Origin of the sequence: Gemella morbillorum (genome assembly GCF_900476045.1) — a bacterium.
Lineage (GTDB): Bacteria > Bacillota > Bacilli > Staphylococcales > Gemellaceae > Gemella > Gemella morbillorum.
Genome location: NZ_LS483440.1, coordinates 637,497 through 661,662, shown reverse-complemented (window position 1 = coordinate 661,662; position 24,166 = coordinate 637,497). Strand labels below are relative to the sequence as shown.

The window sequence follows — 24,166 nt, the reverse complement described above, 5'->3', positions numbered from 1 at the left end:
CTACCCCCTTCCCCAAAACTCAACAATATTTATTCTTCCTTCTTTTAACTTTGCCATTTCTCCGTCTGATAGCTTTAATTTAAAATTAGAGCGTTCCAATCTTAAAGAGTTAAATTCAGTCAATACTAAGTCATCTAACACTATTTTGGTAACATTATCGGTATTCATTTCCCCTCCGTATAATGTTATTAACATCACTTCTCCTCTTCTTTTTAAAACCGTTGCATAATTCAACCTCAAAATCAAAGTGATACCTTCCCAAACTAACCTATCTCCTACATATCTTTTCGCTATTTCTTTACCACCTACTATTATTTTTAATCTTTCCATAATAGCACCTACTTGAATACGTCGTATATTGTGTTAGCATCTTTGGTAGGAATAGCGTTATATTGAGCTTCTGTACCCGCCCAATACTTCATAGGTTGATTATTTTGTTGGTTGATTATATTTTGTCCGGGTTTTCCGTCTACACCCGCTCTTCCGGTTGCTCCTTGTAAGCCTTGCAATCCGTCAGCTCCTCTGAATTTCGACCATTTATAAGAAGTGTAACTATTTGGTGGTGTTGAACTTGTTCCCGTATATATACCAATGTATAGAGAATTAGCATCATCACTCATTCCGTATCCATTAGAATTATTAGAATATTTAATATGAGTGTAACTACTTACCCCATCGCGCCCATTAATTCCCGGTGTTCCATTTATTCCATCTCTTCCGGGTTGTCCAGGTAAACCACGTTCCCCTTGTTGCCCTCGCTCTCCTTTAAGTTCATTTTTTTGTTGTTGAGTTAAAGCAGCAAAAGTAACTTGTCCATCTCTCCCTGCCGGGCCTTGTGGTCCAGTTAAACCACGCTCACCAGTAGCTCCTCTAGGTCCTGTTAAATATTGCAACTCACTAAATCTACTTCTACCATTACCAACTTTTAAATATCCTGTGTCGCTCTCTACACCTATTTCTCCATCCAGGAGGATAAGGGAGCTGTTTCGCCACTCATTAGCTGCCATTCTTTTATGTTGCACTCTTAAAGGTATTTTTTCTATTGACATCTAGTTGACACCTCCATCTATTATATATTGCGGTTGTTCGTTCCATTCTCCTTGCCACTCTTTCATCCAATCTTCTGTAAACTCTGGATGGTCATTAGCATCCGCTATCTTTTTAAAAATTATATTGATATTCAAAACATTTTTATTAGATATTTCTACTGTTGTATATACCATTTCCAACCAATCGCTAAGTAATAAGTTGTTATATGTAGAACTATAGACGTGAAGTAAGTCCACTTCTTTTGTTCCTTTTTCTAGCACTTTATCTATTCTAGGATATAGGTTGTTTTTCGATACTAAACTTACTCTTGCGGTAAAAGGTAATGGTTTGTTAAATACTACTTTTATATCAGTAAAATCGTGGGTTCTACACTCTGCTTCCCAGCTTATAGTGTATTCTTTCCCCACTTCAAAACCATCTCCATTGTGAGATAATTCTATGTAAGCTGTTCCTAGTGGTATCTCTCGCTCGGTAGCACCTTCTAATCTGTTTTTGTTATAAGTGATACTATCATCTGTACCTACCATTTTTACTGTAGTTTCAGCTATTTGGTTAGTCTCTTCAATTTTCTTTCTAAGTTCATCTAAATTACCACCATCAAAGCTGGATAATTTGCTGTTAAACTCTTTTATAGTTGAATTGACTTCTGTTTTGAAAGTGTTTATTTTATTTTCTAATTCAATAGCTTTTTCTCGTTGGTTTTTCTCGACTTCAAGTTTTGCTTTTTCTATCCCAGATTTTACAGAATCCTCAATTTCTTTTGATTTTTCATTAAAGTATTTTTGAAATATTGCTTCTTGTTCTTCCAGTAGGGCATTAATTCTAGCGTTTAAACTATCTGTTTGAGTTTGAAGAGATTCTATTTTTGCATTAGCGCCACTATTAAAGCTAGCTCTGCTGTCTCCAACCTCTATTTCGTGATTTTCTTCAAGAATGACATCCCAGACTACTTTTACTACTTTAGCATTTTCATTAAGTATATTTAGATCTTGGTAAAATACTTTTAACCTATCACATAAATCTACTTCTTCAAGCGCAGGAGTATCAAATATACCCTCTACTTTTGATAAGTCCTGGTAATTTAACTTAAGATTTACACTAGGCACTCCTACATTATTACTTTTAATATAAGAATTAGCCTTATTTCTCAAATGCTCTACAGTTTTTAAATCTTCATCATTAGAAAAGTCAATCTTTAATATTCTTTTGTGCGTAAATTTTCCCACATGTGGACTATCAATTAAAATCTCGGGAAGAGTGATTAACTGTTCTCGATTATTGTCGTCTGTATATTTTTTAAAAGGGAATACGGTGGTATAAGTTTCTAAAATCGACTGTTCCTGCTCTAAATCTAATAAGTTTTTTCCGTAAGCAATTATTGTAGGACTATCTACCCCCATTTGTTTATGGAGTTTGATATTCAAATTATCGAACTCATACTCTCCGCCCCATACATCAAGAATAGATCCCGCTTTACCTCCAAGCGCTTCTCTTGCATTATCGATACTTTCAATTTTCCAGGTAGTCTTATTATTGGTTAAAATATCGGACCATACAAAAAACTCTTCTCTACTATCAAGCAAATTATCTCTCCAAGTCAATAGTGCTCTTGTAGCATCACCATCAACTGAAACATCAGGTCTGAGAGCGTTCTTCGATGTTTTTGCTTGTGAGATATGTTGGCAATAGATTTTGTAACCTTCTTTTGTTTTAGTTATTTTAGAAACTTCAAATCGTTGATTTTTAGTTCGATATCCAGTATCGACCTTTATCAACATTCCCTCTTCTATCTTTTTAATATCCTTACCGTTGACGGGGTAATCAAATTCCAGGATATATATACCATTCTTTTCTTTGGTCACATAACATTCAGAAGCATCAGAAAGAACCGATACTCCCAAATGTTCAAAGTTTGTTTCATTTGCTTTGTATAAAATCGGATAGGCCATTAAACTAACGCCTCCCATCTTGGAGTGATTTCAACCACAAAAGAATTATTATCCCATGTTATTGTGTTATCTCCTATTTCAAGGTGTGGAAATGGATAAGTGAACACTTTATCGTACTGCGGTTCTTTATTATCCCAGTGGGCCGATTGAGTTTCACAATCAATATTAATGTGTCCACTAACACCTTTCAACCTAAATATTTGAGAATTAATATTCAAATTAATATCTCCTGTTCCTCTTAATTTAATAAGAGGATTAGCTTTTCTTCTTTCTGGGTTTCTTAATATTTGGCCATTAGAAACTGATATCTTATTAAGTCCTGTTTTCAAGTATTTAACAGGATGAATTTTGAAATTTAAGATACATTTTTTCTTACTAGTTAAAGTCCCTTCAATTTTAAAAGTTTCAAAGAAATACGCTTTATAAAGATAATTACTATCCCAACTCAATCCAAAATCATACCATTTCGGCTCTATATTAACGAGATAATCATTTAATTTTTCAATAGTGGTTTCTACGTTAGCTTTTTCATCGTATATTTTGAAAGGAAAAGCACGTTCTACCACATTCAATCTTTTATTATCTTTAATTTTAGCCCCGTTAACACCGTCTATCTCTATTAATTCTACTGAGTTAGAAGAAGACTCTAACTCAATATCATCAACTAATCTTAGTCCTAATTCTTTTGTATTAAGCTTATCATAAGTAATATATTTAGTTATCAAAGTCTATCTTCCTCCTCTTTTACTAAGAATTTAATCTGATTATAGATTTTTCTAACATCTTCTTTACTATTTGTGTGTAGATTTTCAATGTGAAGAAGTGATCCATAATTATTAGTTTTATTGTTCGTTACGCTACTATTAGAGTTACTTCCAACAGGAGCAAATCTTAACGAATTAGTTCCTAAACTCAACATTGCTTCCGGCGGTTTAGGTTTAAACGCTGAAATAGTGCGTTGATACATATCAAGCGCCTTATTTAACACAGGCATATTCTTAACCATTCCTCGAGCAACACCTCCAGTTAAGTGTCGTCCGGTTCGTTTATCAGTAAGTCTTGAAGGTGAGTGAATTTGAGCTTTTGCTCTTAACGCTCTATCAACTTCACTTATAATAGCATTTGCTGCAGCAGTAACAGCTCCTAAAGCCGAATACATACCTTGAGCAACACCATTACTTACCTGAGCACCAATGTTTTGAGCAACCGGTACAATACTTTGTCCTATACTTTGGATAGTATTCTTGATACTTTCCATCGCTGAACGAACATTACCCTCATTACTTCTAAGTCCTTCAGCAATATTCTTACCACTTTCCTGCCCGGCTTTTCTTCCTTCCATTGCCATTCTACTAGCTGTCTGTTGGAGAATAGAGGTCATTTGCTGACAAGTTCCTTGAACCGCACTTTGCGCACTGCTCATAGCACTTGATATAGAAGTGGCTAAACCGCCCATTGCAGAGCCAACGCTCGCTAGTGTTGAAGTAAATCCGCTTACAACTCCGTTTACATTAGATAGTGTTGAGCCCATTGTAGATATTTCAGAATTGAACGAACTTATATATCCACTGGCGCTCATTAATCCGGCTAGAGATGCAACAACACTAACACTGAACGTTTGAACCGCTGTTGATGTTGAAATTAGCGTTGCAGGTAATCCGTTTAATGATGTATTTAGGTTTGTAATTAAAGTAGGAATAGAAGTCAAGGCCCCCTGAACAGAGTTGGCTGCTTCTCCTAAACTTAATAAACCTTGTGCCATCGTTTGCATTCCGGTTCCTGCTGTAGTCATTTCTCCTGCGTGTGCAGAAATTTTCCCCACACCTAAAGCAGTTGCAGCTAAAGTAGCGACCAAATCACCTAAATTTAAATCAACTAGAGTTTTCACCCCTTCGGCAAATAATCTGAATCCATTTCCAGCTTTTTCTGCTGATTCTCCGATGCTTTTAATAACGTTCGCTACCCCATCAAGAATTTTTCTGATTGAGTCACCTATGCTATCAATTACTGTTTTTACACCTTCACACACAGTTTTTACGGCAGTACCGAACTTTTCAAATGCAGTTCCTAATCCTTCAAGAACTGATTTAATAGCAGTCCCTACTGATTGAATAACACTTGCCACTCCTTCAAGAGCAAGTCGTACCCCATTACCAAATCCAGTAAATGCTAGAGCTAGACCCTCTAAAGTCCCTTTAATAGCGATACCTACCGATTGGATAATTGTTCCTATTCCTTCAAATACTAATCGTATTCCATTACCTACGCTTTGAATAGCTGTTCCAACCGATTGAATAACACTACCTAATGAAACTAAAACGGCTGATAAGCCAGTTCCTAAAGCAAGAATAACTTGTGACACGGCACTTCCTAAGGCTTGAAAGACCTTAGCAACTCCATCACCTTGAGTTCCTAAAAGCGCAAGTCCTACACAAACTAATGCAATTCCAGCCCCTAATGCCAACCATGTGGTTGGTGGTACTATTGCTATAGCTTGACCTAAACCTCTAAATGCTATCGCTAATCCAGTTCCAATCCCTTTAGAAGCTGTTGCAACAGCAGTTCCTAAAGAACGAATTACCGAACTAACTCCTTGTAGCGCTTTTCTTATTCCATCTCCAAGCCCTTGGGAAGCTTTTTGAACTCCTTTACCTATCCCTTCAACAGATTTACTAATTCCTTTACCTGCACTTTCTAAAGTGCTAACAGCGTTCTTCTTAAACAATTTAAAAGGATTTAAACTTTTAATAAAATTTAAACCTTTTGTTGCTAACTTAATAGCTTTTAACGAACCTACTATTGCTAGTAGGGCATATGCAATGCCACTTATAACACTTGGTGGTAAAGATGCGGTAAATTTTGCACAAGCACCAACAACTCTAGCAATTACGTTAACTAATACACCAAAAGCTTGCGCTACTGTGCTTATTACCCCGCTATTTGCTAAAGATTTAATAACGTTGCTAATTGCCCCATTAATGTTTTTGAATGCACTAATAACTGCACTAATTGCTCCGCTATCGTTTAATCCTTTCCACAATTCTTTTGCTACTGTTACCACATTTCTTATTGAGGATGCTATTCCATTGATTATCCCTTCTATGTCTATCCCATCGAGGAACTTTCCAACTTTATCAGCTAATGCACCAAAATCGAGCTTTTCTAAAGCTTCTGTGATTCCTACAATAGCTTTTATCCCGAACTTGTTGAACTTTTCAAAAGTGGGCATTAATTTATTTGCTATCGATTCTCTTGCTCCATCAATTGCCTGGTCTACAGTTTTAAATTGTGTCGCCATTTTAGAAAAGTGATCATTATTTCCAACTTTCTTAATCGCGTTGAAGAAGTCTTCTGTTTTAACAGTCCCATCTTGAACACCTTTAACAAGCTCAGCTAATGACATTCCCATTTCTTTTGCAACGGCAGCCATTCCTGCGGGAGTTTGTTCCATCATTAACTTAAAGTCTTGCCATGCTACTTTCGGTTTAGCCGCCATTTGAGTGGCTTGCGTACTTAAAGTTTTCATTGCTTGCTGTGGATTTTCTGCAGCAGCTGCAAGACCACCGAATCCAGTTACTAACTTATCTGTTTCCTTAATTCCTACCGCTGCTAATTGTGAATAGGTAGAAGCCATATCGGAAGCGCTATAAATAGTTTTTGTAGCATAATCTTGCATAACAGACTTCGCTTGAGCAATTTCATCTGCAGACTTACCTATCATCTGCATATTACCTTCGAAAGTCTTCCACGCTTTCGCAGAGCTGTTTAATTCGTTAGTCATGCTTTTAACGCTGTTAGATATTCCTCTAATACTACCAACAATAGCTGAGTTTACTAAATTAGCTCCTAACACACTTTTAAAAACAGAACCTACTTTATTTCCAGCTCCTTCAAGACCATTTAATGCTCCTTTTAACCTACCTATACCGGCGGTAGCACCTTTCTCATTAAGGTTGACATCTATTTTAACTTTACCTTCTGCCAATATATTTACCTCCTTTCTTTTTAAATTTTAATCGTCGATAGGAAGTTCATATAAGCGTTGAAGTTTTCTCATGTGATCTTTATATTCCGAACTATCACTCTTACTTGGTTTCCAAGAACGAATTTTGATAACTTCTACAAATTTTGTCCCGTCTGGCAAACCGTTTAATAGTGCATTAAACTTTTTCCAATGTAATTTACCTTGTTGCTCAATCAAATCTATGTTATAAGCCTGAAAAAAAGAAGCAAATATATAATCTGAATCGAATTTCAAACTATATAATTGCTCCTCTTCCTCTCCCCTGCGCTCCGGCATTGGATTACCGGCTAAATCATATTCAATAGGATTGAGTTTTTCGTTTTCAATATGCTCTTGAAAAATTTCTTTTAAGATAGTATCTATATCTTCAAAATTATATTTTGTGAAATTATCAAGCTCTTGTTTGGTAAATATAACAAGGGCAAGATAAGGTTTAAATTCATCTGAGATTTCCTCATCTTGCAGCATATCAAACACCCTTAACACATTGTCAAAAGATAAATCTAGCTCATATCTTTCACTACCAACGATTAATTCATCTTTTAATTTGTGAGATAAATCAAGCATGGTTAGTTGCTCAGATATTTAGTTAACGTATTCTCATTTACCAAATTAGGAATTTCGTCTGCTAACCCCCTAATTGTTTGAATACAAGCAATAAAAGTTGGGATAGTTGATTTGTTACAGTACTCGTAAATTTTAATAAAGGTCTCTTCATCAAATAATTCAATCCATAACTCTTTTGTAAACTCTAAAATAGATTTTAAATCATCTATCGTTCCTTTTAAATTTTTGAATGTTTCTTCTACTTTATTAGCTTTTTCACTCAACTTAACTAGATTTTGCAAATTTTCATCACTTGCCACATATCTTAACTCGAACTCTCCAAAATCAATCGGAATTGTATTTTCAAACTTCTTAATTACTACCATGCTTTTTACCTCCTAAATTATGCTACTGGTGTTTCTTTTGGTAAAGTTATCCATTTAATCGTTACTTCAAATTTTTCGTATTCATTCGCATCGCCTTCTCCAGTTTTTATTCCGGATACATTTGCAACTGCAGTCCATTGTTTCTTATTATCCGCCGAAACTACTTTAAACCAAACTTTACGCGCATCTCCTACTTTGTATTTTAAACTAGCAATTAATGCTTGCGCTTCGTCTTCAACGTCAAAATCTCCTTCAAACGAATATCCAGGTTTTACAGAATTAACCTGTTCTTCTGGTGTACCGTCGCCGTCGTACCAAGCTACATCATCTGTATCTTCATCAGTTTCATCATTAACAGTCTTAATATATTTTGCTAATAGTTTAAACGCTTGTTTCTCAGGCTCCGTTGTTGGGTTAGCCGGATTAAATGGTGCTATAAAATGTTTTCTCAGCGCGTTTTTTTGTCTTGTCATATAGTTTTCTCCTTTTATACTTCTAATTTTGATTTTATGTTTAACGTGTAAATAAAAAAGTCTTGTTCATCTCTTCCATTTATGGCTGGCTTACCAACTTCAAGACTTAAAAATTGATAAGAACCGTTTAAACTAGGTAATTGTATATTAAAATCAGATAAAGCAGAGTGGATAGTCCACATTATTGAGTTTGCTTTTTGATTGTCTTGACTTTTTACGGCAATTTCAAAAGGTAAACTAATTTCTTGTGATCCGTCCATATATAATTGTTCCACTTTCCCTCCAGAAATCAGATTGATGACTAAATCGTCTGATTCGTTAAAGTAATCCAACCTTGCTTTTAGAGGTAAGTTTAATGAGTTTAAATAACCACAAAGTACTTCTTGAAAATCGTTGTTTATCATGATATCCCCAATCCTTTCTTAGCTATTTCTTCCCAACGTCCCATATTAACGTCAGAAGCTTTTTCAGTCCACTTACTGCCGGTTCCCGGAATAGTGTATTTCCTAAACGTTACTATCCCGTTAGTACCATAGAAATGCGCTCTAGCATAGACAGTATTCCAAATAGCTGCGCCATTACTAGCATGGCCACTAGCTCTTAATACCCCTTTTCCATCGCTTGGGATATATTTATCGCTGTCTATTACTATTTGATTAGCTACCATGGTTTTAGCGTTTTTCACATTGCCTGGACCAAATTTTTTCTCTAATGGTGTTAAATCGTATGATACTTTTAAACTCATTAAATCACCGTTAATTCATAGGAAAATACCTTTCCCCTAAAGTAATTAGTCTCTATCCCAATTACTTTATATTCTCCGTGATAATCATTAATTTTGGCTTGTAGCCAACTATCATCAACCTCAACGTTTGAATATTTTGGATAAATAAAAATAATCCCCGATTTTAACCTTGTAATGTTAGTTAAACTTTGAGTGTTTATTGACTTATCTATTGAACTTCTATCAAATCTAACATTTTCAACCTCGAAAGTTTGTTGATATTTAACTTTCCCCCAACTATCTTTTTCTCCTGCTAAACTTACCGAAATAGAATCTTTAAGAAGTCTTTTATCTATCATAACAAACTCCTCTATAACCAAATCCTACGCTTTTTAGTAAGTTCATAGTGTCTAAAGATAAATTAAGCTTACTAGCTTCTTGGTTAGCGTTGTTTTCGTTCCCATAATTAAAAGTGGTACGTCCAATACTTACGCTATTAAACGTTACTTTATCTTCGGCAGTGAGAATGCCGGACTCATTTAAATAACGTATTTGATTAGCAATAGCAAGTTTAACTGCTTTTTTTCTAGGGGGAATATCATCTTCTAAATTGTTATTTTGATAAAAATAATTTGTAAACAAGTCAATTGCCATTTCTGCTCTTTGCCTTAAATCTGAAAAATCTTTAATTTCTGCAAAACCTAGTTCTTTAAATTCTTCCAAAGTTAAATAATTCATTGTTTAACCTCCTAAAAAAGAGGCTGAATTACTCAACCTCTTTATCATCTTCTTTTACATCTCCTGGAGATCTGTTCTCTCCTTCTTTAATAAGAGCTTCTTCAATATCTTCTTTTACATCTCCCTGAGTTCTGTTCTCTCCTTCTTTAATAAGAGCTTCTTCCCCTAATACGTTGATGATTTCTTCCGCTCTTTCCTCTGTTAATTCTAACTCTGTTCCTTTCGGAATTATTTCCCAAGTGTATCTGTCTTTAAATTCTACATTTGTTATATATTTAACCATTTATTTTTCCTCCTAAGCCAATGGTGTAGTGCTTGTTACTTTGATGATAGCTTTTTTATTATCATCTAGAACAAAAGTTCCGCCTTTTGCAGCTGCTTGTAGTTTAACACCGTCAAACTCCTCTGATTCAACCGCTCTTGCTGTTTCAATACCAACAAATGGAATTACAATACCGTCAGGAGAGAAAATAGCAACTACGTTATTCTCAAAATATTGTTCAGGAGTTTCAACTAACTCAATGCTTTTATATTTTAATAAACCGTTAGAATCTAAACTTACATTTGATCCTTTTGATTTATTTGTTGAAGCCATATCTACAATAGCATTGTAAAGTTGCGGTCTTAAATAACATTTAACAGGAGCGTTAATCTCCGTGTTAACAACGTATACATTAACCGTATTGAATAGCTTTTGAATAGTTACTTCTTTTAAGTCAGCTAAAGTTTCTGTTTTCCCTGCATTAGTAGACAAGTATTTACCCACACGTTTGTTTATTTCTCTCGTTTGTGCTTCTGAATGTAATCTTAATCGGTCTGCTACTGCAGCATTTAAATCATTGTTAACTGTGTAACGGTCGATACCTTCGTGGATTGCTAAAGTGTAATCATAGTTTACCTCTGTGTCTCCATAAATTACTTCTTTTAACTCCCCAAATCTACTTCCTTTTCCAGTTCCTGTTCCAAATGCTGTATTTGCATCGGTATTATACGTCCCTACTACTACAGGTGTTCCGTTAGTTTTAACCATAAAAGCTTTTGAGTTGTGTTGTACACCGTCTAATGTTTGAATAGGTGCTAACGCTCCTTCAAATGCTTTCTTTACATCAAATACTGTTGATAAAACTTGTTTATATTGAGGCGCATATTGGCGCACAGGTAAATTATTATTTTCTGTTCCCATTTATTTTTTCTCCTTTTTATTTATATAAATCTATAATTGCTTGGAATGGATCTTTTGTATTTTGTCCAGTTCCACTAGGATTGCCCCCTACTGAAATTTGAGGTGTGTTCGCTTGTTGTTCCTGTTCAAATAAGAAAGGTTTACTTTCTCTTAACGAGTTAACTACCTCATCAAGTTTAGGCTTTCCATCTTCTCCTAACTCAATCTTATCCACATCGATAAGTTTCATCAGAACATCGCTATCGTGTGCCTTAACATCTTTTAGTGCCAAAGCAATAGCATTTGTTTTATTTATTTGTGCCAACTTGTTATCACTATCAACCTTGAATTGATTGTATTCTTCTTGTAATTTTTCTAAAGCCTGTTTAACCTCTGAATTAGCATCATTACTTTTAGTAAGCTCTTCAAGTTTAGTTTTTTGTGATTCAAGTTGTGATTTTAATGTTTCATTTTCAGCAGTCAATTCTGTTTTCGCTTGATTTTTTGCGTTTTCCAAACCTGCACCGTACGCTTGCATGATTTTATCAATCGCATCCTTATCTGTAACCCCTGCTTCAACCAACATTTCTCTTTTTAGGCTCATAAATTTAAGCTCCTTTCGTTTTACGTCCTTTAGACTTTATTTAGCACTGTTACACCGTGCAAGGCATAATAAAAAGACCTTTTAACGTCATGTCTAGGACGAAAAATTACATAATAAAAACACCTAGTATTATTTACTAAGTGCTTTATTTTCGTGTAACGGTCTTACTTTTGAATTTCTATCAGGATCAGGAAGTCCTACTCTTTTAGCAAATTGGCGATATTCCTCAAATTCATTATCAGTCTTATTATAATTAGGGATGTGTCGTAAATAACTAAATCTTTTAAATTCGACTTCTGTTAATTTCTTTTTACTCATCGTTATGCACCTCCAAAATCATTCGGTCCCCATCAATTTTTTTAACCTTATATTTCAATTTGTTAGAAAGTAACAATTCTTTTTCGTTAACTTCATAATTTGTATTCGCTCCAATATATAAAGCTTTTGTACCTTTAGGGACGTGAATTTCTAAAAACTTAGCTTCCTCCTCGTAATAATCTTTTATATCAGTATAGAAAGCCATTGCTTGATCTTTATCTAAACTTGTTGAATAGAATACTTTACCTGAAATAATATCCCCTTCACTAACACCTTTAAAATATTTAGCTTTTGTACCTCTAAAAGTTATCAAATCTTTATCTAACTTAAACTTTCTAATGGCAGAATCAATATTTTTAACATCTTCCCCACGTTTATAGTATTCATCACCAACTAAATAATCATTAATTTGTTGATAGCCGCCTTGTGTATAAGATTTTAAAGATTTCAATTCTTTATCAGTGAATTTATTATATACAGTATCACTATTTTTCTGTAATTTCTCAATTTGAGAAATATTTAAAACCTTATAATCTCTCCTATCTTTATTATACACCTTTTTCGGCTTATCTTCAACATTTTTAGCAGGATACTTATCAACTACTGTGGGATTCTTTTCTATAAGATTCTTACGCCCGCCTAAAAGAGTTTTTTCTCTCAATTTCAACTTTTGTAACATCTCTTTATCATCTAAATTCCTTATTAACTTTTGCTTATCTCTGTTAATTCTAATCTCACGATCAAATGCTTTTAATCTCGCTTTATCAAGAGCGTTTTGTTTAGCTTCCGCTTCAGATAAGTGTTCTAAATAATCAGGTAAATCAGGTTTATAATTCACACCTACTACAAATGGTGTCAAATAGTGTCCACAGTTTATTCCTAAACAACCTCCGGGACTGCCGTATCCATAGTCCGGTAAACTTAACACTCTTTCACCATTAATAGTTCTTGCTACTCCTTTAGTTACTATTTGATGTTGTAGAGGTGCACACAATTCTCTAGCACTTGATTTAGTGCTGTAGTAAAATGTATCCACTCCTAATTCATCTGCGGAGCGTTCCCTCATTTCTCGATAAGTCCTAAATGTCGTTGTGCGTATTACCGTTTGTGCGTAACGCTCTACAGTCCAAGTTTTTCCACCTCTATCTCTAAAGGCTGTAAATCCTCGCTCGTACATTTTTAAAACCGCTTCTGATAATGCTTTATTGTGCGACTTTGTACCAGACACTACACTAGCAACCGCACTCTCTAAAGTCTTTTTATAATTATTTTGTAGAGCTTTCGGCATTGTTGTATTAATTAGATTATTAAGTTCAAACATTGTCTGTTTTGCTAACGAGTTCAAACTATCTTGAACTAACGGATTAGGTTTAACATTAGTTTTTAAAGCCTGTGCCAATTGTTGATGACTATCTCGATAAATCTTATACCCCTCGTTAGCAATTACATCTTTGAACACATGCTCAGCTACTCCTGTTCGTTTTGAAATATCTCTTACACTTTCTTCTGTTAATAGGTGCATATCATTTAATTTTTCTAATTGCCAAATATAAGGATTATCGATTAAATCAGCCGTCCCACGTTGCTTTAATCTCCTGATAATATTGTTCATCATCTGCATCGTTAATTCGTGGTACAATTTTTCAACTTCTTTTGATTTTACCCAATATTTACCGTCATTATTCTTTATCTCCATAGATTACCTCGTCAGTTCTTTCAAGGTCTGGTTGTGCTTCATCATTAATTTCGGATAACATTTTGCCAGCTTCTTCATCAGTTACTCCTAACACTTTTGAAATAGCATACTGCTTACTAACAATTCCACTTGCTAATGCTTTAACCCAATAATCAAGCTCTGCATTTCTATCTGTGAACACTCCATCATCAAGGTTAACAGATATATCTTCAAGTTTAGGTATTTCACCGTTATATATTCCATGTGCCTTACCTAATTCACAAATAGATACTACAAGCTCTTTGATTGAATGTTCTACTAGTGACACAATGCTGTTTCTTAGTTGGAAAGTGTCTGAATTTTCGCTGACAACCTCTGTTGCTGTCTTCATTGTCTTTCCGTCAAAACTAAACATTCCACCACTAACTCCAACTTGCATTTCAAACATTGCTAATCCTTTGTTAATAGCTTTGATATAATCATCAGCTCTGATTGGTGTAGTTAAATCAACGATTTTATTATCGTCAAGTCCTCCTCCTATTTGAACAAACACATTTTGATCAGTTTCAAATCTTCGTTTAGTCACGAACTTATTGTCTTTGCCAGCTTGAAAAGTCATGTTTGTTAATCCATCAGGAACAGCAACTCTTCTTTGTCCCATTTTTATTTCCCACATGAATTCATCATATGTTCTATTAATGAAATCAATCGTTGTTTTAGCATTGTCAAATATTGAAAGTCCTAATGGGCTGTTAATATCCTTGTTGTTCATTCCTGGTGTTTTTAAATAAGTAAATAACGGTCTACTTAATCCTTTAATCACAATGTTTTCTTCAAGATTCTCATATAATTCACTTAACAACGTTTGACTACCTATTGTTTCTGAATTAGTAGATTTATACAACTCATTAGTTATCGTTAAGTCTTCATTATTCCATTCGTGAAACTCAATTAAGGTGTAATAAGTATTAGTCTTACCTTGGCTTTTAACTGTTTTAGTAACAATAGCTGCACTGCTTACATCTTGCATATTGCTTTGCAATGGTAAAAATACTGGTGCTTGAATGAATGCTATCTTAATAGTTTTGCCATCAAAATAAGGCCTCATTGCCATTCCACCTAATGCTAAACAACTCTCAAGATATCGTTCAAAATTCTTGTTAAATCTGTCATTTAAAAGAATATCGTTAACAAACTCATTAATTGTTTCATTATCAACTGTGATCTCTGCTTGTTCGTTATAAACTAGTCCAGCTATCTTCTTACAAGCTGTTCTTGCTAATGGTAAGTGATTAAACTTCCTTGTGCGCTGTTCTCCGTCCGTGTTAAGGTAGGTAACATCTTTAAACTTACTCTGGAAGTATGTTAAATTGTTCTTTATTCGATTGTATTCTTCTGAAGATACAACTATCTTCGGATGGTCTAATATGCTTGTTAAACTACCTCGCATTGTGTACTTGCTCCTTTTAAAAAAATTCTTAATAATTTGTATAAGCCCCATTGTTAAACTCCTATACTTTTAATCCTAATAATTTTGCATTGTCCAAAACAAAATACTTAAATTCGTCAACCGTGTGATCATCTTCTTTAATTACTTTTGGTTCTGGTGTTTTAATAGTTTTCTCATCATATCTGTATATTTTGTGTTCTTCAATGAATATCTTATTGTTTTCGTTATCTAAATAAAAAAATCTTCCTTGCGCTAATAAACTTGTTACTGTATCAATCATGGTTTGATTTTTTCTTTTAGCAACTGGGTTCCATCTAATCCCAAAATCTTTAAAATACTGATTCCTTAATGCTCCCTCTGCACTATCTATTGTTAATTTAATAGTTGGCACATTGTAGAGATCTTGCACTCTAGAAATAAAATCATTAATCATAATAGTTAAATCACTAGGCGCAGCTTTAACAGCTCTTCCTGCAGGAGAATAATAAAACGTATCAAGTAATATTACGTTACCTTTAGCAGTAATACCATAAGCGCCACACGCTGTCGCACTTTGTTGGTGTCCTGTATCGAGCGCATAAGATATTCCTATGATTTTATCATTGCTAGGTAACTCTTGTAATGGATGAAAGCAAGTCATATTGTAGACATTATTCCCTATTCCCACTGGTTTACCTAAATAAATATAAAGATAATAATCAAAGTCATTTTCTTTAATTCTGTTGATATCTGCTAACATTTGATCAGTTACAAATCCTAATTCATCATTCAAATAACTTGATTCATGCACTAGATAATTTTCAACTGTTTTCATTTCTTCACTCCACTCATTAATCCATGCATAAGGATTTCTAGGGGGATTATAGCTCCAGTAAAATTTCACGAACGGCACTAATTTATGTTTCTGCCTCATAAAAGTAATGTTAGTTTGGTCAAACTCCTCCTGGCTGTCAAATTCTGCGGCTTCCTCATACCATACAGCTATTATATTGTTAATATCATTCGATTTTAACTTTTGAAAGTCATCTGCGCCATAGAAATAAAAGCTTGAACCTGTGACTTTGTGAGTTATTTTAAACGGAGATACTGTGCTTTTGAATGAATCTGTTAAGCCGTACATGTTTATGGCCCAATTTATCTTATTAAAGACACTATCTCGAATAGTATTTGCCACTTTCCTGATTACTACAACATTGGCTTTCTCACCTTTAGCAATCATTTTCGACACATCTTTAATTAATTTTAAAGCTATTACAGAAGATTTAAAACTGTTCCTTCCGCCTTTTAACACATTGTAAGGCACTTTAGAAAGCCAAACATCTTTGAAATGTGGATTCACGTTCTTTTGAACATCAAACTTAGCCATCTTCCCACCTATCCACAATTACAATATTTTCAGTGGCAGTAGCACTCTTCTCTTCTCTCGCCATATGAATCTTGTTGAGAATATCGGCAGCCTTTAATCTGTCTTTGGCACTTACTGATATATTAGTGATCTCTTGAAATCCCTGACCACGTCCTATAAGCGTTTGTTCTTTATGCTCTCCTCTCATTACTGAGGTTAAATACTCAAGTACTTCTTGTTGCGTTGCTGTTTTTTCTGATTCTATCTCTTTGAGTCGTTCGTCTATGTAGGATTTTATGCCAACATTTGCCAACAATTTATGCGATTGACTTCTTGAGTAATTAGCCGAATAACCCGCATTTAATGCTGATTGTTCAATGTTTCCACTAATGATGTACTCATCAGCAAATTTCCGTTGTTTTAATGTCAATTTTGCCAACTTTCCACCACCTTTCTTGACAAAATAAAAAGACAATCTCTCGACTGTCTTTAAAAATATGATTTGAATTTAGGTAAGGATTAACTATTTCTACAGCTTGATCTTGTTTCGTAAATTAATAATAAAAAATATGTTGGAGATTCTTATGAAAAATTTACCTCACCTAAAATTCCCACACTACCATTTTAACACATGAAAAAGGCTCATTGGGCTCATCATTTTAGAAATTATTTAAAATTTTTAAAAAATCGTCCATTAATCGCTTGACAATCCTTTTAACAGTTGAAATATCCATATGGTATTTGTTAGCTATATCATAGTTCTTCATACGATTAAAATATTTAGCATATATTATTCTGTAACTCTCGGGATCTAGAGATTTTAGAAACTGCTCAATACATTTCAACACACGTCTATTCTCTTGATATACCTTGTTATCAAGCTTTTTAATGATGTTTCTCTCATTTTCCCTACCTGTCTTTTGCGTGCTAACCTCGTTCTTGTCTGCCGGTTGATAAGCATTTAATAAAAAATCGTTGCATTCCATTTGTATGTTTTTATAGTTCTTTAAAAAAAATTTTGCGTCATCCACTGTATATTCTCTATTCATTTTTTCCTACCTTTTCATAATCTACAATCATACTTCTACTCCTAACTCTTTTAGTTGTTCTGCTAAATTACTTTTAATCTTCTCTAATGCGTTTATTATTTCGTGTTCTTGACCTTTTTTAATACCCATACTCCAAATTCCGTTATCTATTGCAATACTTTTTGAATTTTCATTGTATGTATCAATAAAATCATCTATGCCGTTAATATATTGCGTTAAAATGTTAACTTCTTTTAAATCCTCAATTTTCATTACTTGTCCTCCTTTTACAAACGACTTAAACTATGCAAAAAGAATATAAACGCTATTAATACTAACAAACCTAAAAATGTAAATGTTGTTCTAGGGTGTGTATCTATTCCGTTTGCAATTTGCTCTAATTTTTTTTCTATCTTATCTAAAATCTTCATTAGCAAAATACCTCCAAAATTTCATCACCAAATTCATCAATGCAAGCTTGGGTTATTTCTTCTGATTTGAAATAAGGCAGTTTTTTAAACTCGGTTACAGTGTGGGCGGCAAAGATATTAAGTTTCTTCTCTATTCCAGAATAATATATGTCGTATTTAGTAATGTCTTCATCCAAATCAAACTCCCAATCCCCCTGCTGTTCTTTCGCCCAACATTTTATCTTCTTAATTAAAGTTTGTTCTTTTAGGAATTACTCGGCTTGTTGTTCTGTTTGAAAAGATAGACCTATTTCGTATAAATATTTATCATAGCTATGGTCTATATCAAATAACCTTTTTTCTATCTCTCCTGTGTAATCGTCAAAGTAATACACTTCTGCACCATCTTTCGGATAACTTATTTTATAAGGTTTCTTTTGTAACTTCTCTAACTCTTTCTTTAGTTCGTCTATCTCTGCTTGAGAATTTTCTATTCGTTTAGTTAACTCTTGTATCTTTTGTTCTTTGTTCATTTTTATACCTCCTAAAATATCCCCGCATCAAAATCAACTTTCGCATACTTATAATTCTCTATCTCACTAATCTTAATAAGTTGACCTACTATTTCAATGGTTGAATTTTTGTTTCTAATTCCATATCGAAGTTTCAGTCTATTAATAGACCTTATGTCCGTTAGAAACTCCAAAACTTCTCCGTTTTTCATCTTGATTATTAGTTTATACTTCACTCCACCAACTCCTCACTTTCGCATATGTTACCTATGACCGTTATATCTTGATATGAATTTATTAGATTAGCCATATTAAAACCGTGATATTCTAAATAATAAGATGTTCCACACTGTTCTTTGACTACTATAAAGATACTACCTTTTAAATCTTCATCTTCTCCATCATCATGATACTTGACTATATCGTATTCACAGATACAGTTGCCGTTTTTATCTTTATATCCAGTGTTTTTTAAAAATCTCACTTCATCAAAATCAAACTGCACATAGTCTGCATTGTCGTTTAAATAAACTTCAACTGTTTTTTCATGAAAATTAATAATTTCCACTGGCAATACTAAATCTAATTTTTTAATATACACTTTTGGCTGTAACATTTTCTTATCCTCCTAAAATTCGACATGCTGCAACTAATGTTAAAACTATTAATGTGAACATTATCATTGCGATTAAAAATCTTTCTTCTATACGTGTTATGTAATCGTCGAATTTATATTTTATATCATTAAATTCATCTTCTATCCCATTTCTTTCTTCAATCTTTACAGTTGATAATGGTTCGTGTATTGTAAACGGATAATCGCGACAATATACCCCTTTTTCTACATCATCGACATAAAATGTTTTATTTGAAACAGTGATTTTTAAATCCTTGTTTCTTACTGTTCCTTGCCGCACCCTGTCACAAGCCTTCTTTATATCGATAACATCAGCGGCATCAATTAAAGTTTCTAGAAATTCACCATTTTTAAACCAAAGTTTTATTCTAACTTCATTCATTTCCTACCCTCCTACTTTTTCTTCTTACTTAACGTGTATATTAATTCGCTCAAATCAACACACGATCTCATTAATTCTTTATCTTTTAAGATATGTCTATATCTCCTGTTCAGAATTAATAATGCTCCTCTGGATATAAGTTTTAAATTATCTATATCAAAATTTCTATTATTTCCATCAAGAAAAATAATTACTTTACCTTTTGGAACTTCCTTTTTATAGTGCTGTTCCCAGATATATCTGTGTTTACCTAGCCACTTATTTCTTCCCACTTTTATTTCAATATATCCATCTTTGCTTAATCTCTCTGAATACATTTCTCTTGTATTATGAGGTAAGTTTCCTTTCTTGAAGCTAGTTCTATTTGCTCCCGTAAGTCCTTTTAAACCTTTATTCCAGGGTATGTTTCCTTTTTTAAAACTTGTCTCATTTGGTTTACACCCTTTTTTAAACCATCCACTATTTTCCATTTTCAATCATCAACGGTAACGTTGTTCCCCTTCCAAACTCATCTTTATATTTTTTAGCTTCTAAAGCCAAACTTGCGTTGCTGATTATAGTATTTCCAATTTGAGTTATAGTCTTGGCTCTAGCCATTTCTTCTTGTAGTTTTTCACCCTGTAGCTCGTCGTCGTTAATTCTCTCCAAGACTTCGAATAAATGATTATTTAAATCTAATAGTTTGTTTTTTGTCATTACCCTAACCCCCTACTCCATTTCTCTCTGCTGTTCTTTTTGTTTGTTCTGCTTGCTCTTCATAAAGTTTCAATAGTTTTTGTTCTAATTTATGGTTTTGTATTTTTAGTTCTTCATTTTCTTTTTTAAAAACAAATGAGTTACTTGCCATAAGTATTGTTCCTATCAATACCCCAAAAAGGAATAGTGATAAACTTATTCTTTCTTTGTTTCCTATCATACTCCTTAACCTCCTATATCCTTTGGACTACATCCTAATACATCTGCCAGCCTTTTCAACGTTTTAAATCTTGGACTCAGCCTTTGTCCAGTTCTGATTAGTTTAATCACGTTAAAATGTACTCCTGATACTTTGTGTAATTCTTTATCAGTTATTTTCATCTGATCCATTATTTTTTGTAGGTTGGTCATTTATTAACCCCCTCTTTAACTTTCTTAATTCTTGCTTTCAAGCTTTGCATAATCTCTTCTTGCACATCTGCTTTGCTGTCTAAGGCCCTCATTACATCTTCATCTCTCGTTCCCTGAGTCACTAAGTGGTGAATTATTACTTTTTCCTTTTGGCCTTGTCTATGTAGTCGCTTATTAGCTTGTTGGTAATGTTCTAAATTCCACGTCAAACCGAACCAACAAACATGATTCCCGCCTTCTTGCAAATTAAGTCCGTAAGCTGCACTTGCCGGATGAGTTAGTAAAATGTCAATCTTTCTTGCATTCCAATCATCCTCATCTTGAACCGTCTTAAGTTCTCGAACTACTAAATTGCTTTTCTCTAACGCTTTCTTAATTCGTTCTTTGTCGTGTTGAAAGTTGTAAAAAACTAATAAACTTCGGCCTTGCAAACTTTCTACCAACTCAAGAAAAGAATCGATTTTTGCGTTGTGAACTTCGGTGTACACTCCTGAACTATCATAGACAGCCCCATTACTGATTTGTAATAGCTTATTAGATAAGGCTGCTGCATTGACTGCTGTTATTTCTTCTGCTGCATCTTCAATCTCCAGGACAAAATCTCTTTCCATTTTGTCATAATCTTTTCTAGCTTTGTCACTTAAAATAACTGGAATTTCATTATAAGATAAGTCTGGAAGTTCTAAATAATCCTCTGTTTTCATGCTTATACAAATATCTGAAATCTTATTAATAATGTGGTCGTAGACTCCTTCTTTAACTTTATAATCAAAAATTTGACTCCTATTCCTATTGTTTGGCTCCATATATCTATTTCTAAAATGAGTGATATATTTCTCTAATCTCTCTCCTTGATCAAGTAAATATATTTGGGCCCACAAATCTTCAACTCCATTAGGACTTGGTGTTCCTGTTAACTCTATCAACCTATTAATCTTAGGTAGCACCATTTTCAAAGCTTTAAATCTCTTACTTTGACTATTTTTAAAACTACTGCTTTCATCAATCACAACCGTATCGAAATACCAATCATTCCTCAGATAATCTACTAACCATGGAATGTTTTCACGATTGATAATATATATATCGGCACTTACACTTAAAGCTTTAATCCTCTTTTGTTGACTTCCTAATACTAGACTTACTCTGAAATCTTTTGTATGACTCCACTTATCTTTTTCTTTCGACCATGTTCCCTCTGCCACTTTTTTCGGTGCAATAATCAACACTTTGTTAACTTGAAACCTATTGTATTTTAATTCTTTAATTGCTGTTAAGGTTGATACTGTTTTTCCCAACCCCATATCAAGAAATAATCCGCACTTAGGAACATTGATTACATGATTAATTGCCGTTAATTGATATTTATGTGGAATAAAATCTTTCACTTTATCAACTCCTCTACTAACTTATCTACCTCTTCTTTATTTTTTACTTTATAAACTTTTTGACCTAACCTATTAAAATCTCTCTCTACTAATTTTTGCCTTGCTGAATATCTACCACCTATAGGTCTTTTCAATTCAACAAAAGCAACGGGTTTATTTTTTAAAATAATAATCCTATCTGGTACACCCGTATATCCAGGTGACTCAAATTTCAAACACAAACCTTTTAAGTCTTTAATTTTCTTTGTTAAATATTTTTCAATTTGCTTTTCTATCATTTATCTTTATTCAACCTAATCATCAATTTCAGATTTTTTAAATTTGTAACTTGTAACTTTATTTTTCCTATACATTATATAAAACATAGAATTTATAGAATTTATAGATTTATTTATTTCTATAATTTCTATATTTCCTTTATTTTTATATTATATATAGTATTTAAAGTTACAAAAGTATATATAAAATATTAATTAGAGTTATTATATCAACGTTTATGAGGTGTAACTTTAGGTGTAACTTTCTACTTTTAAAGTTACACTTGGTATGGATAAACATTGATATAATAATGTTTTATATTTTTTGAAAGTTACACCAAAGTTACACTTGATTTTTAGATATGTAACTTTGATTTTTGAAAGTTACACCAAAGTTACGCCCAAAGTTACACTCTTTTAAATCCTTTTTGAGGACCGTAAACTCCAAAACGTGATGATTTTTCTTCCTTAATCCACCCAACTATATTACTAATTATTTGGTTTATCTCTTTTGCATCACTTCTTTTCATGAATCGTAAATCACCTTTTAGGCATTCTTCATAAACTTCAACTGCACAAACTTTTTGCCTGTAAACTACTGGTGCATCATTATCAAATTTACCTGATAAAATCTGTAATCTTGCACCCTTATCAAGAGAATACCAGTTCTCAGTAATAGGTTTATCAAGGTAATCACGTATCAAGCCTTCTTTCGCGTTAGACTCTTTATGATGTTCCCGTGCAATATTGGCCAACTCTTCGGCCGCCTTACTAAGTTGCAAGCTTTCACCCATTACAAACAGGGTATATGCTTCGGCCCATACCTGGTCAACCTCTTTTGGTAAATCCTCCCAAACACTTTTTTTAATATCACCTAAGCAAATATCAATAGGCCAAAAACGTCTATTTCCAGTTGGATCTTTTAAAAATTCATCATCATTTGACGTACCATAGAAAACACATCTTCTGGGATACTTGCTTGTACGTCTTCCATACGCTTCCCTGTATATATCTTCTCTTTTACTCAAGAATTGCTTAATTGCATTAGTATCATGCCTGTTCATTGCGGTAAGTTCTCCTACCTCGACAATCCAGCTTCCTTGGATAAGTTCAGAAGCCTCTTTACCTTCGAAAGTTTGTAAGCTGTCGTTAAACCACTCTTTGCCTAATATAGAAAAGAATGTACTTTTCCCAACTCCTTGAGGACCAGCAAGAATTGTCATAACGTCAAATTTAACTCCACCAATAATGGCTCTTGCTACCGCAGCGACTAAACTTTTTCGAATAGCTTCTCTTGTAAATGCGTTGTCTTCCGCCCCAAAATAATCTATTAGTAAGGTGTCTATTCTTGGTACACCATCCCATTTTAAATTGGTTAGATATTGTTCCACATAATTAATTCTGTTGCTATCACTGACTATTAAAAGTGCCTTGTCTTGCTTATCTTGACCTGTTATTTTATAGACACTTTCCAAATATCTTGAAAAAGATGCATCGTCCACCTCTGACCAGTCCCTGTGGTCTTTGCTTGCGTCGTAATGCTTATCCCACGGAAGCTTGCCAAAAACTAAGCCTCTGTTACTGAATGTGTCTATGGCAATTTTCCCTTTTAAATTTGGATCATGTTCCAAGATTAATACTATGTTATTTATAGTTTTTTGAATTTTACCTTCTTCACTTCTTTCTAGTTGAGAAAGCCAGTCTAATTCGTCATCTTTAGAGGTTTCTTCACCAACTACATTAAATATATCTTTAGCGTTGGCCACCATTTCACTATTCATCAAAACTGCTACATTAGCATCTTCAAGAGCTAGTTTTTTCATTGCTGTATATGATGGATATTTGCTTACTGGTGTACCGTCTTTTACGTTATCATCTAAATTGCTAAACTTGTGTATTCTTATTAGGTCAAACGAGTTAACAAGTTGGCCACAACATGGATCCGTCGCGTGATGAGAATATAAGAATTTATTATCATAAATCACAGCACCGCCAGATGTT

General features: G+C 33.7%; 35 protein-coding genes. All 35 read right to left on the bottom strand.

Going from position 1 to position 24,166, the window contains the following annotated elements:
* The 35 genes from DQN46_RS03245 to DQN46_RS03085 all read right to left on the bottom strand — a co-directional run bounded on the left by DQN46_RS03245 (position 1) and on the right by DQN46_RS03085 (position 23,988).
* The gene (locus DQN46_RS03245) at positions 1 to 330 is read right to left on the bottom strand and encodes a hypothetical protein (RefSeq protein ID WP_111743009.1); all 330 of its coding nucleotides are present in this window, start codon (positions 328 to 330) and stop codon (positions 1 to 3) included.
* An 8-nt stretch (positions 331 to 338) separates the two neighbouring features.
* Positions 339 to 1,049, bottom strand: a complete 711-nt coding sequence (locus DQN46_RS08840; protein ID WP_111743008.1) for a phage upper tail fiber protein — start codon at positions 1,047 to 1,049, stop codon at positions 339 to 341.
* A complete protein-coding gene (locus tag DQN46_RS03235; protein WP_170120629.1) occupies positions 1,050 to 2,999 on the bottom strand; it encodes a phage tail spike protein in 1,950 nt (649 codons plus the stop codon).
* On the bottom strand, positions 2,999 to 3,724 hold the full coding sequence (locus tag DQN46_RS03230; protein ID WP_111743006.1) for a hypothetical protein: 726 nt from the start codon (positions 3,722 to 3,724) through the stop codon (positions 2,999 to 3,001). The genes DQN46_RS03235 and DQN46_RS03230 overlap by 1 nt, the downstream gene beginning before the upstream one ends.
* On the bottom strand, positions 3,721 to 6,984 hold the full coding sequence (locus DQN46_RS03225) for a tape measure protein (protein WP_111743005.1): 3,264 nt from the start codon (positions 6,982 to 6,984) through the stop codon (positions 3,721 to 3,723). Before DQN46_RS03225 ends, DQN46_RS03230 begins: the two co-directional genes overlap by 4 nt.
* A gap of 27 nt (positions 6,985 to 7,011) precedes the next feature.
* The gene (locus tag DQN46_RS03220) at positions 7,012 to 7,590 is read right to left on the bottom strand and encodes a bacteriophage Gp15 family protein (protein WP_111743004.1); all 579 of its coding nucleotides are present in this window, start codon (positions 7,588 to 7,590) and stop codon (positions 7,012 to 7,014) included.
* Positions 7,591 to 7,592: 2 nt separating this feature from the next.
* The gene (locus DQN46_RS03215) at positions 7,593 to 7,955 is read right to left on the bottom strand and encodes a hypothetical protein (protein ID WP_111743003.1); all 363 of its coding nucleotides are present in this window, start codon (positions 7,953 to 7,955) and stop codon (positions 7,593 to 7,595) included.
* Positions 7,956 to 7,972: 17 nt separating this feature from the next.
* Positions 7,973 to 8,428, bottom strand: a complete 456-nt coding sequence (locus DQN46_RS03210; RefSeq protein ID WP_111743002.1) for a phage tail tube protein — start codon at positions 8,426 to 8,428, stop codon at positions 7,973 to 7,975.
* Between the two features lie 14 nt (positions 8,429 to 8,442).
* Positions 8,443 to 8,832, bottom strand: coding sequence for a minor capsid protein (locus tag DQN46_RS03205; RefSeq protein WP_197712529.1), 390 nt, complete (start codon positions 8,830 to 8,832; stop codon positions 8,443 to 8,445).
* Positions 8,829 to 9,173, bottom strand: a complete 345-nt coding sequence (locus tag DQN46_RS03200; RefSeq protein ID WP_111743000.1) for a minor capsid protein — start codon at positions 9,171 to 9,173, stop codon at positions 8,829 to 8,831. The genes DQN46_RS03205 and DQN46_RS03200 overlap by 4 nt, the downstream gene beginning before the upstream one ends.
* A complete protein-coding gene (locus tag DQN46_RS03195; protein WP_111742999.1) occupies positions 9,173 to 9,511 on the bottom strand; it encodes a putative minor capsid protein in 339 nt (112 codons plus the stop codon). Before DQN46_RS03195 ends, DQN46_RS03200 begins: the two co-directional genes overlap by 1 nt.
* The gene (locus DQN46_RS03190) at positions 9,501 to 9,890 is read right to left on the bottom strand and encodes a head-tail connector protein (RefSeq protein ID WP_111742998.1); all 390 of its coding nucleotides are present in this window, start codon (positions 9,888 to 9,890) and stop codon (positions 9,501 to 9,503) included. Before DQN46_RS03190 ends, DQN46_RS03195 begins: the two co-directional genes overlap by 11 nt.
* A gap of 28 nt (positions 9,891 to 9,918) precedes the next feature.
* Entirely contained in the window at positions 9,919 to 10,173 is a 255-nt protein-coding gene (locus DQN46_RS03185; protein WP_111742997.1) for a hypothetical protein, read from the bottom strand.
* 12 nt (positions 10,174 to 10,185) lie between these two features.
* Positions 10,186 to 11,073: a phage capsid protein gene (locus DQN46_RS03180; RefSeq protein ID WP_111742996.1), complete on the bottom strand. Its 888-nt coding sequence runs from the start codon at positions 11,071 to 11,073 to the stop codon at positions 10,186 to 10,188.
* Positions 11,074 to 11,089: 16 nt separating this feature from the next.
* Positions 11,090 to 11,656, bottom strand: coding sequence for a phage scaffolding protein (locus DQN46_RS03175; RefSeq protein ID WP_111742995.1), 567 nt, complete (start codon positions 11,654 to 11,656; stop codon positions 11,090 to 11,092).
* Positions 11,657 to 11,785: 129 nt separating this feature from the next.
* Complete coding sequence (locus DQN46_RS03170; RefSeq protein WP_111742994.1) at positions 11,786 to 11,974, bottom strand: hypothetical protein; 189 nt, start codon at positions 11,972 to 11,974, stop codon at positions 11,786 to 11,788.
* The gene (locus DQN46_RS03165) at positions 11,967 to 13,670 is read right to left on the bottom strand and encodes a phage minor capsid protein (protein WP_111742993.1); all 1,704 of its coding nucleotides are present in this window, start codon (positions 13,668 to 13,670) and stop codon (positions 11,967 to 11,969) included. Before DQN46_RS03165 ends, DQN46_RS03170 begins: the two co-directional genes overlap by 8 nt.
* Positions 13,654 to 15,099 carry a phage portal protein gene (locus DQN46_RS03160; protein ID WP_224207439.1) on the bottom strand — a complete coding sequence of 482 codons (1,446 nt, stop codon included), beginning with the start codon at positions 15,097 to 15,099 and terminating at the stop codon, positions 13,654 to 13,656. The genes DQN46_RS03165 and DQN46_RS03160 overlap by 17 nt, the downstream gene beginning before the upstream one ends.
* Positions 15,100 to 15,160: 61 nt before the next feature.
* Positions 15,161 to 16,465 (bottom strand): PBSX family phage terminase large subunit, encoded by a 1,305-nt coding sequence (locus tag DQN46_RS03155; protein WP_111742991.1) that lies wholly within the window; start codon positions 16,463 to 16,465, stop codon positions 15,161 to 15,163.
* Positions 16,458 to 16,883, bottom strand: coding sequence for a terminase small subunit (locus DQN46_RS03150; protein ID WP_111742990.1), 426 nt, complete (start codon positions 16,881 to 16,883; stop codon positions 16,458 to 16,460). The genes DQN46_RS03155 and DQN46_RS03150 overlap by 8 nt, the downstream gene beginning before the upstream one ends.
* Before the next feature lie 220 nt (positions 16,884 to 17,103).
* Positions 17,104 to 17,493, bottom strand: a complete 390-nt coding sequence (locus DQN46_RS03145) for a sigma-70 RNA polymerase sigma factor region 4 domain-containing protein (protein ID WP_111742989.1) — start codon at positions 17,491 to 17,493, stop codon at positions 17,104 to 17,106.
* Positions 17,494 to 17,520: 27 nt separating this feature from the next.
* A complete protein-coding gene (locus DQN46_RS03140) occupies positions 17,521 to 17,745 on the bottom strand; it encodes a hypothetical protein (RefSeq protein ID WP_111742988.1) in 225 nt (74 codons plus the stop codon).
* Between the two features lie 14 nt (positions 17,746 to 17,759).
* Complete coding sequence (locus DQN46_RS08555; RefSeq protein WP_170120628.1) at positions 17,760 to 17,903, bottom strand: hypothetical protein; 144 nt, start codon at positions 17,901 to 17,903, stop codon at positions 17,760 to 17,762.
* On the bottom strand, positions 17,903 to 18,079 hold the full coding sequence (locus DQN46_RS08550) for a hypothetical protein (protein WP_170120627.1): 177 nt from the start codon (positions 18,077 to 18,079) through the stop codon (positions 17,903 to 17,905). The genes DQN46_RS08555 and DQN46_RS08550 overlap by 1 nt, the downstream gene beginning before the upstream one ends.
* A 75-nt stretch (positions 18,080 to 18,154) precedes the next feature.
* Positions 18,155 to 18,415 carry a hypothetical protein gene (locus DQN46_RS03135; protein ID WP_111742987.1) on the bottom strand — a complete coding sequence of 87 codons (261 nt, stop codon included), beginning with the start codon at positions 18,413 to 18,415 and terminating at the stop codon, positions 18,155 to 18,157.
* An 11-nt stretch (positions 18,416 to 18,426) separates the two neighbouring features.
* The gene (locus tag DQN46_RS03130; RefSeq protein WP_111742986.1) at positions 18,427 to 18,630 is read right to left on the bottom strand and encodes a hypothetical protein; all 204 of its coding nucleotides are present in this window, start codon (positions 18,628 to 18,630) and stop codon (positions 18,427 to 18,429) included.
* Positions 18,627 to 19,010 carry a YopX family protein gene (locus DQN46_RS03125; protein WP_111742985.1) on the bottom strand — a complete coding sequence of 128 codons (384 nt, stop codon included), beginning with the start codon at positions 19,008 to 19,010 and terminating at the stop codon, positions 18,627 to 18,629. The genes DQN46_RS03130 and DQN46_RS03125 overlap by 4 nt, the downstream gene beginning before the upstream one ends.
* A gap of 4 nt (positions 19,011 to 19,014) precedes the next feature.
* The gene (locus tag DQN46_RS03120; RefSeq protein ID WP_111742984.1) at positions 19,015 to 19,413 is read right to left on the bottom strand and encodes a hypothetical protein; all 399 of its coding nucleotides are present in this window, start codon (positions 19,411 to 19,413) and stop codon (positions 19,015 to 19,017) included.
* An 11-nt stretch (positions 19,414 to 19,424) separates the two neighbouring features.
* A complete protein-coding gene (locus tag DQN46_RS03115) occupies positions 19,425 to 19,883 on the bottom strand; it encodes an HNH endonuclease signature motif containing protein (protein WP_111742983.1) in 459 nt (152 codons plus the stop codon).
* The gene (locus tag DQN46_RS03110; RefSeq protein ID WP_111742982.1) at positions 19,873 to 20,109 is read right to left on the bottom strand and encodes a hypothetical protein; all 237 of its coding nucleotides are present in this window, start codon (positions 20,107 to 20,109) and stop codon (positions 19,873 to 19,875) included. The genes DQN46_RS03115 and DQN46_RS03110 overlap by 11 nt, the downstream gene beginning before the upstream one ends.
* 4 nt (positions 20,110 to 20,113) lie before the next feature.
* Positions 20,114 to 20,329 carry a hypothetical protein gene (locus DQN46_RS03105; protein WP_111742981.1) on the bottom strand — a complete coding sequence of 72 codons (216 nt, stop codon included), beginning with the start codon at positions 20,327 to 20,329 and terminating at the stop codon, positions 20,114 to 20,116.
* A 5-nt stretch (positions 20,330 to 20,334) separates the two neighbouring features.
* On the bottom strand, positions 20,335 to 20,520 hold the full coding sequence (locus DQN46_RS03100; protein ID WP_111742980.1) for a helix-turn-helix domain-containing protein: 186 nt from the start codon (positions 20,518 to 20,520) through the stop codon (positions 20,335 to 20,337).
* Complete coding sequence (locus DQN46_RS03095; RefSeq protein WP_111742979.1) at positions 20,517 to 21,908, bottom strand: DEAD/DEAH box helicase; 1,392 nt, start codon at positions 21,906 to 21,908, stop codon at positions 20,517 to 20,519. Before DQN46_RS03095 ends, DQN46_RS03100 begins: the two co-directional genes overlap by 4 nt.
* The gene (locus DQN46_RS03090; RefSeq protein WP_111742978.1) at positions 21,905 to 22,186 is read right to left on the bottom strand and encodes a PDDEXK family nuclease; all 282 of its coding nucleotides are present in this window, start codon (positions 22,184 to 22,186) and stop codon (positions 21,905 to 21,907) included. The genes DQN46_RS03095 and DQN46_RS03090 overlap by 4 nt, the downstream gene beginning before the upstream one ends.
* A gap of 386 nt (positions 22,187 to 22,572) precedes the next feature.
* Positions 22,573 to 23,988, bottom strand: a complete 1,416-nt coding sequence (locus DQN46_RS03085) for a virulence-associated E family protein (protein ID WP_231941209.1) — start codon at positions 23,986 to 23,988, stop codon at positions 22,573 to 22,575.
* Positions 23,989 to 24,166 lie beyond the last annotated feature (178 nt).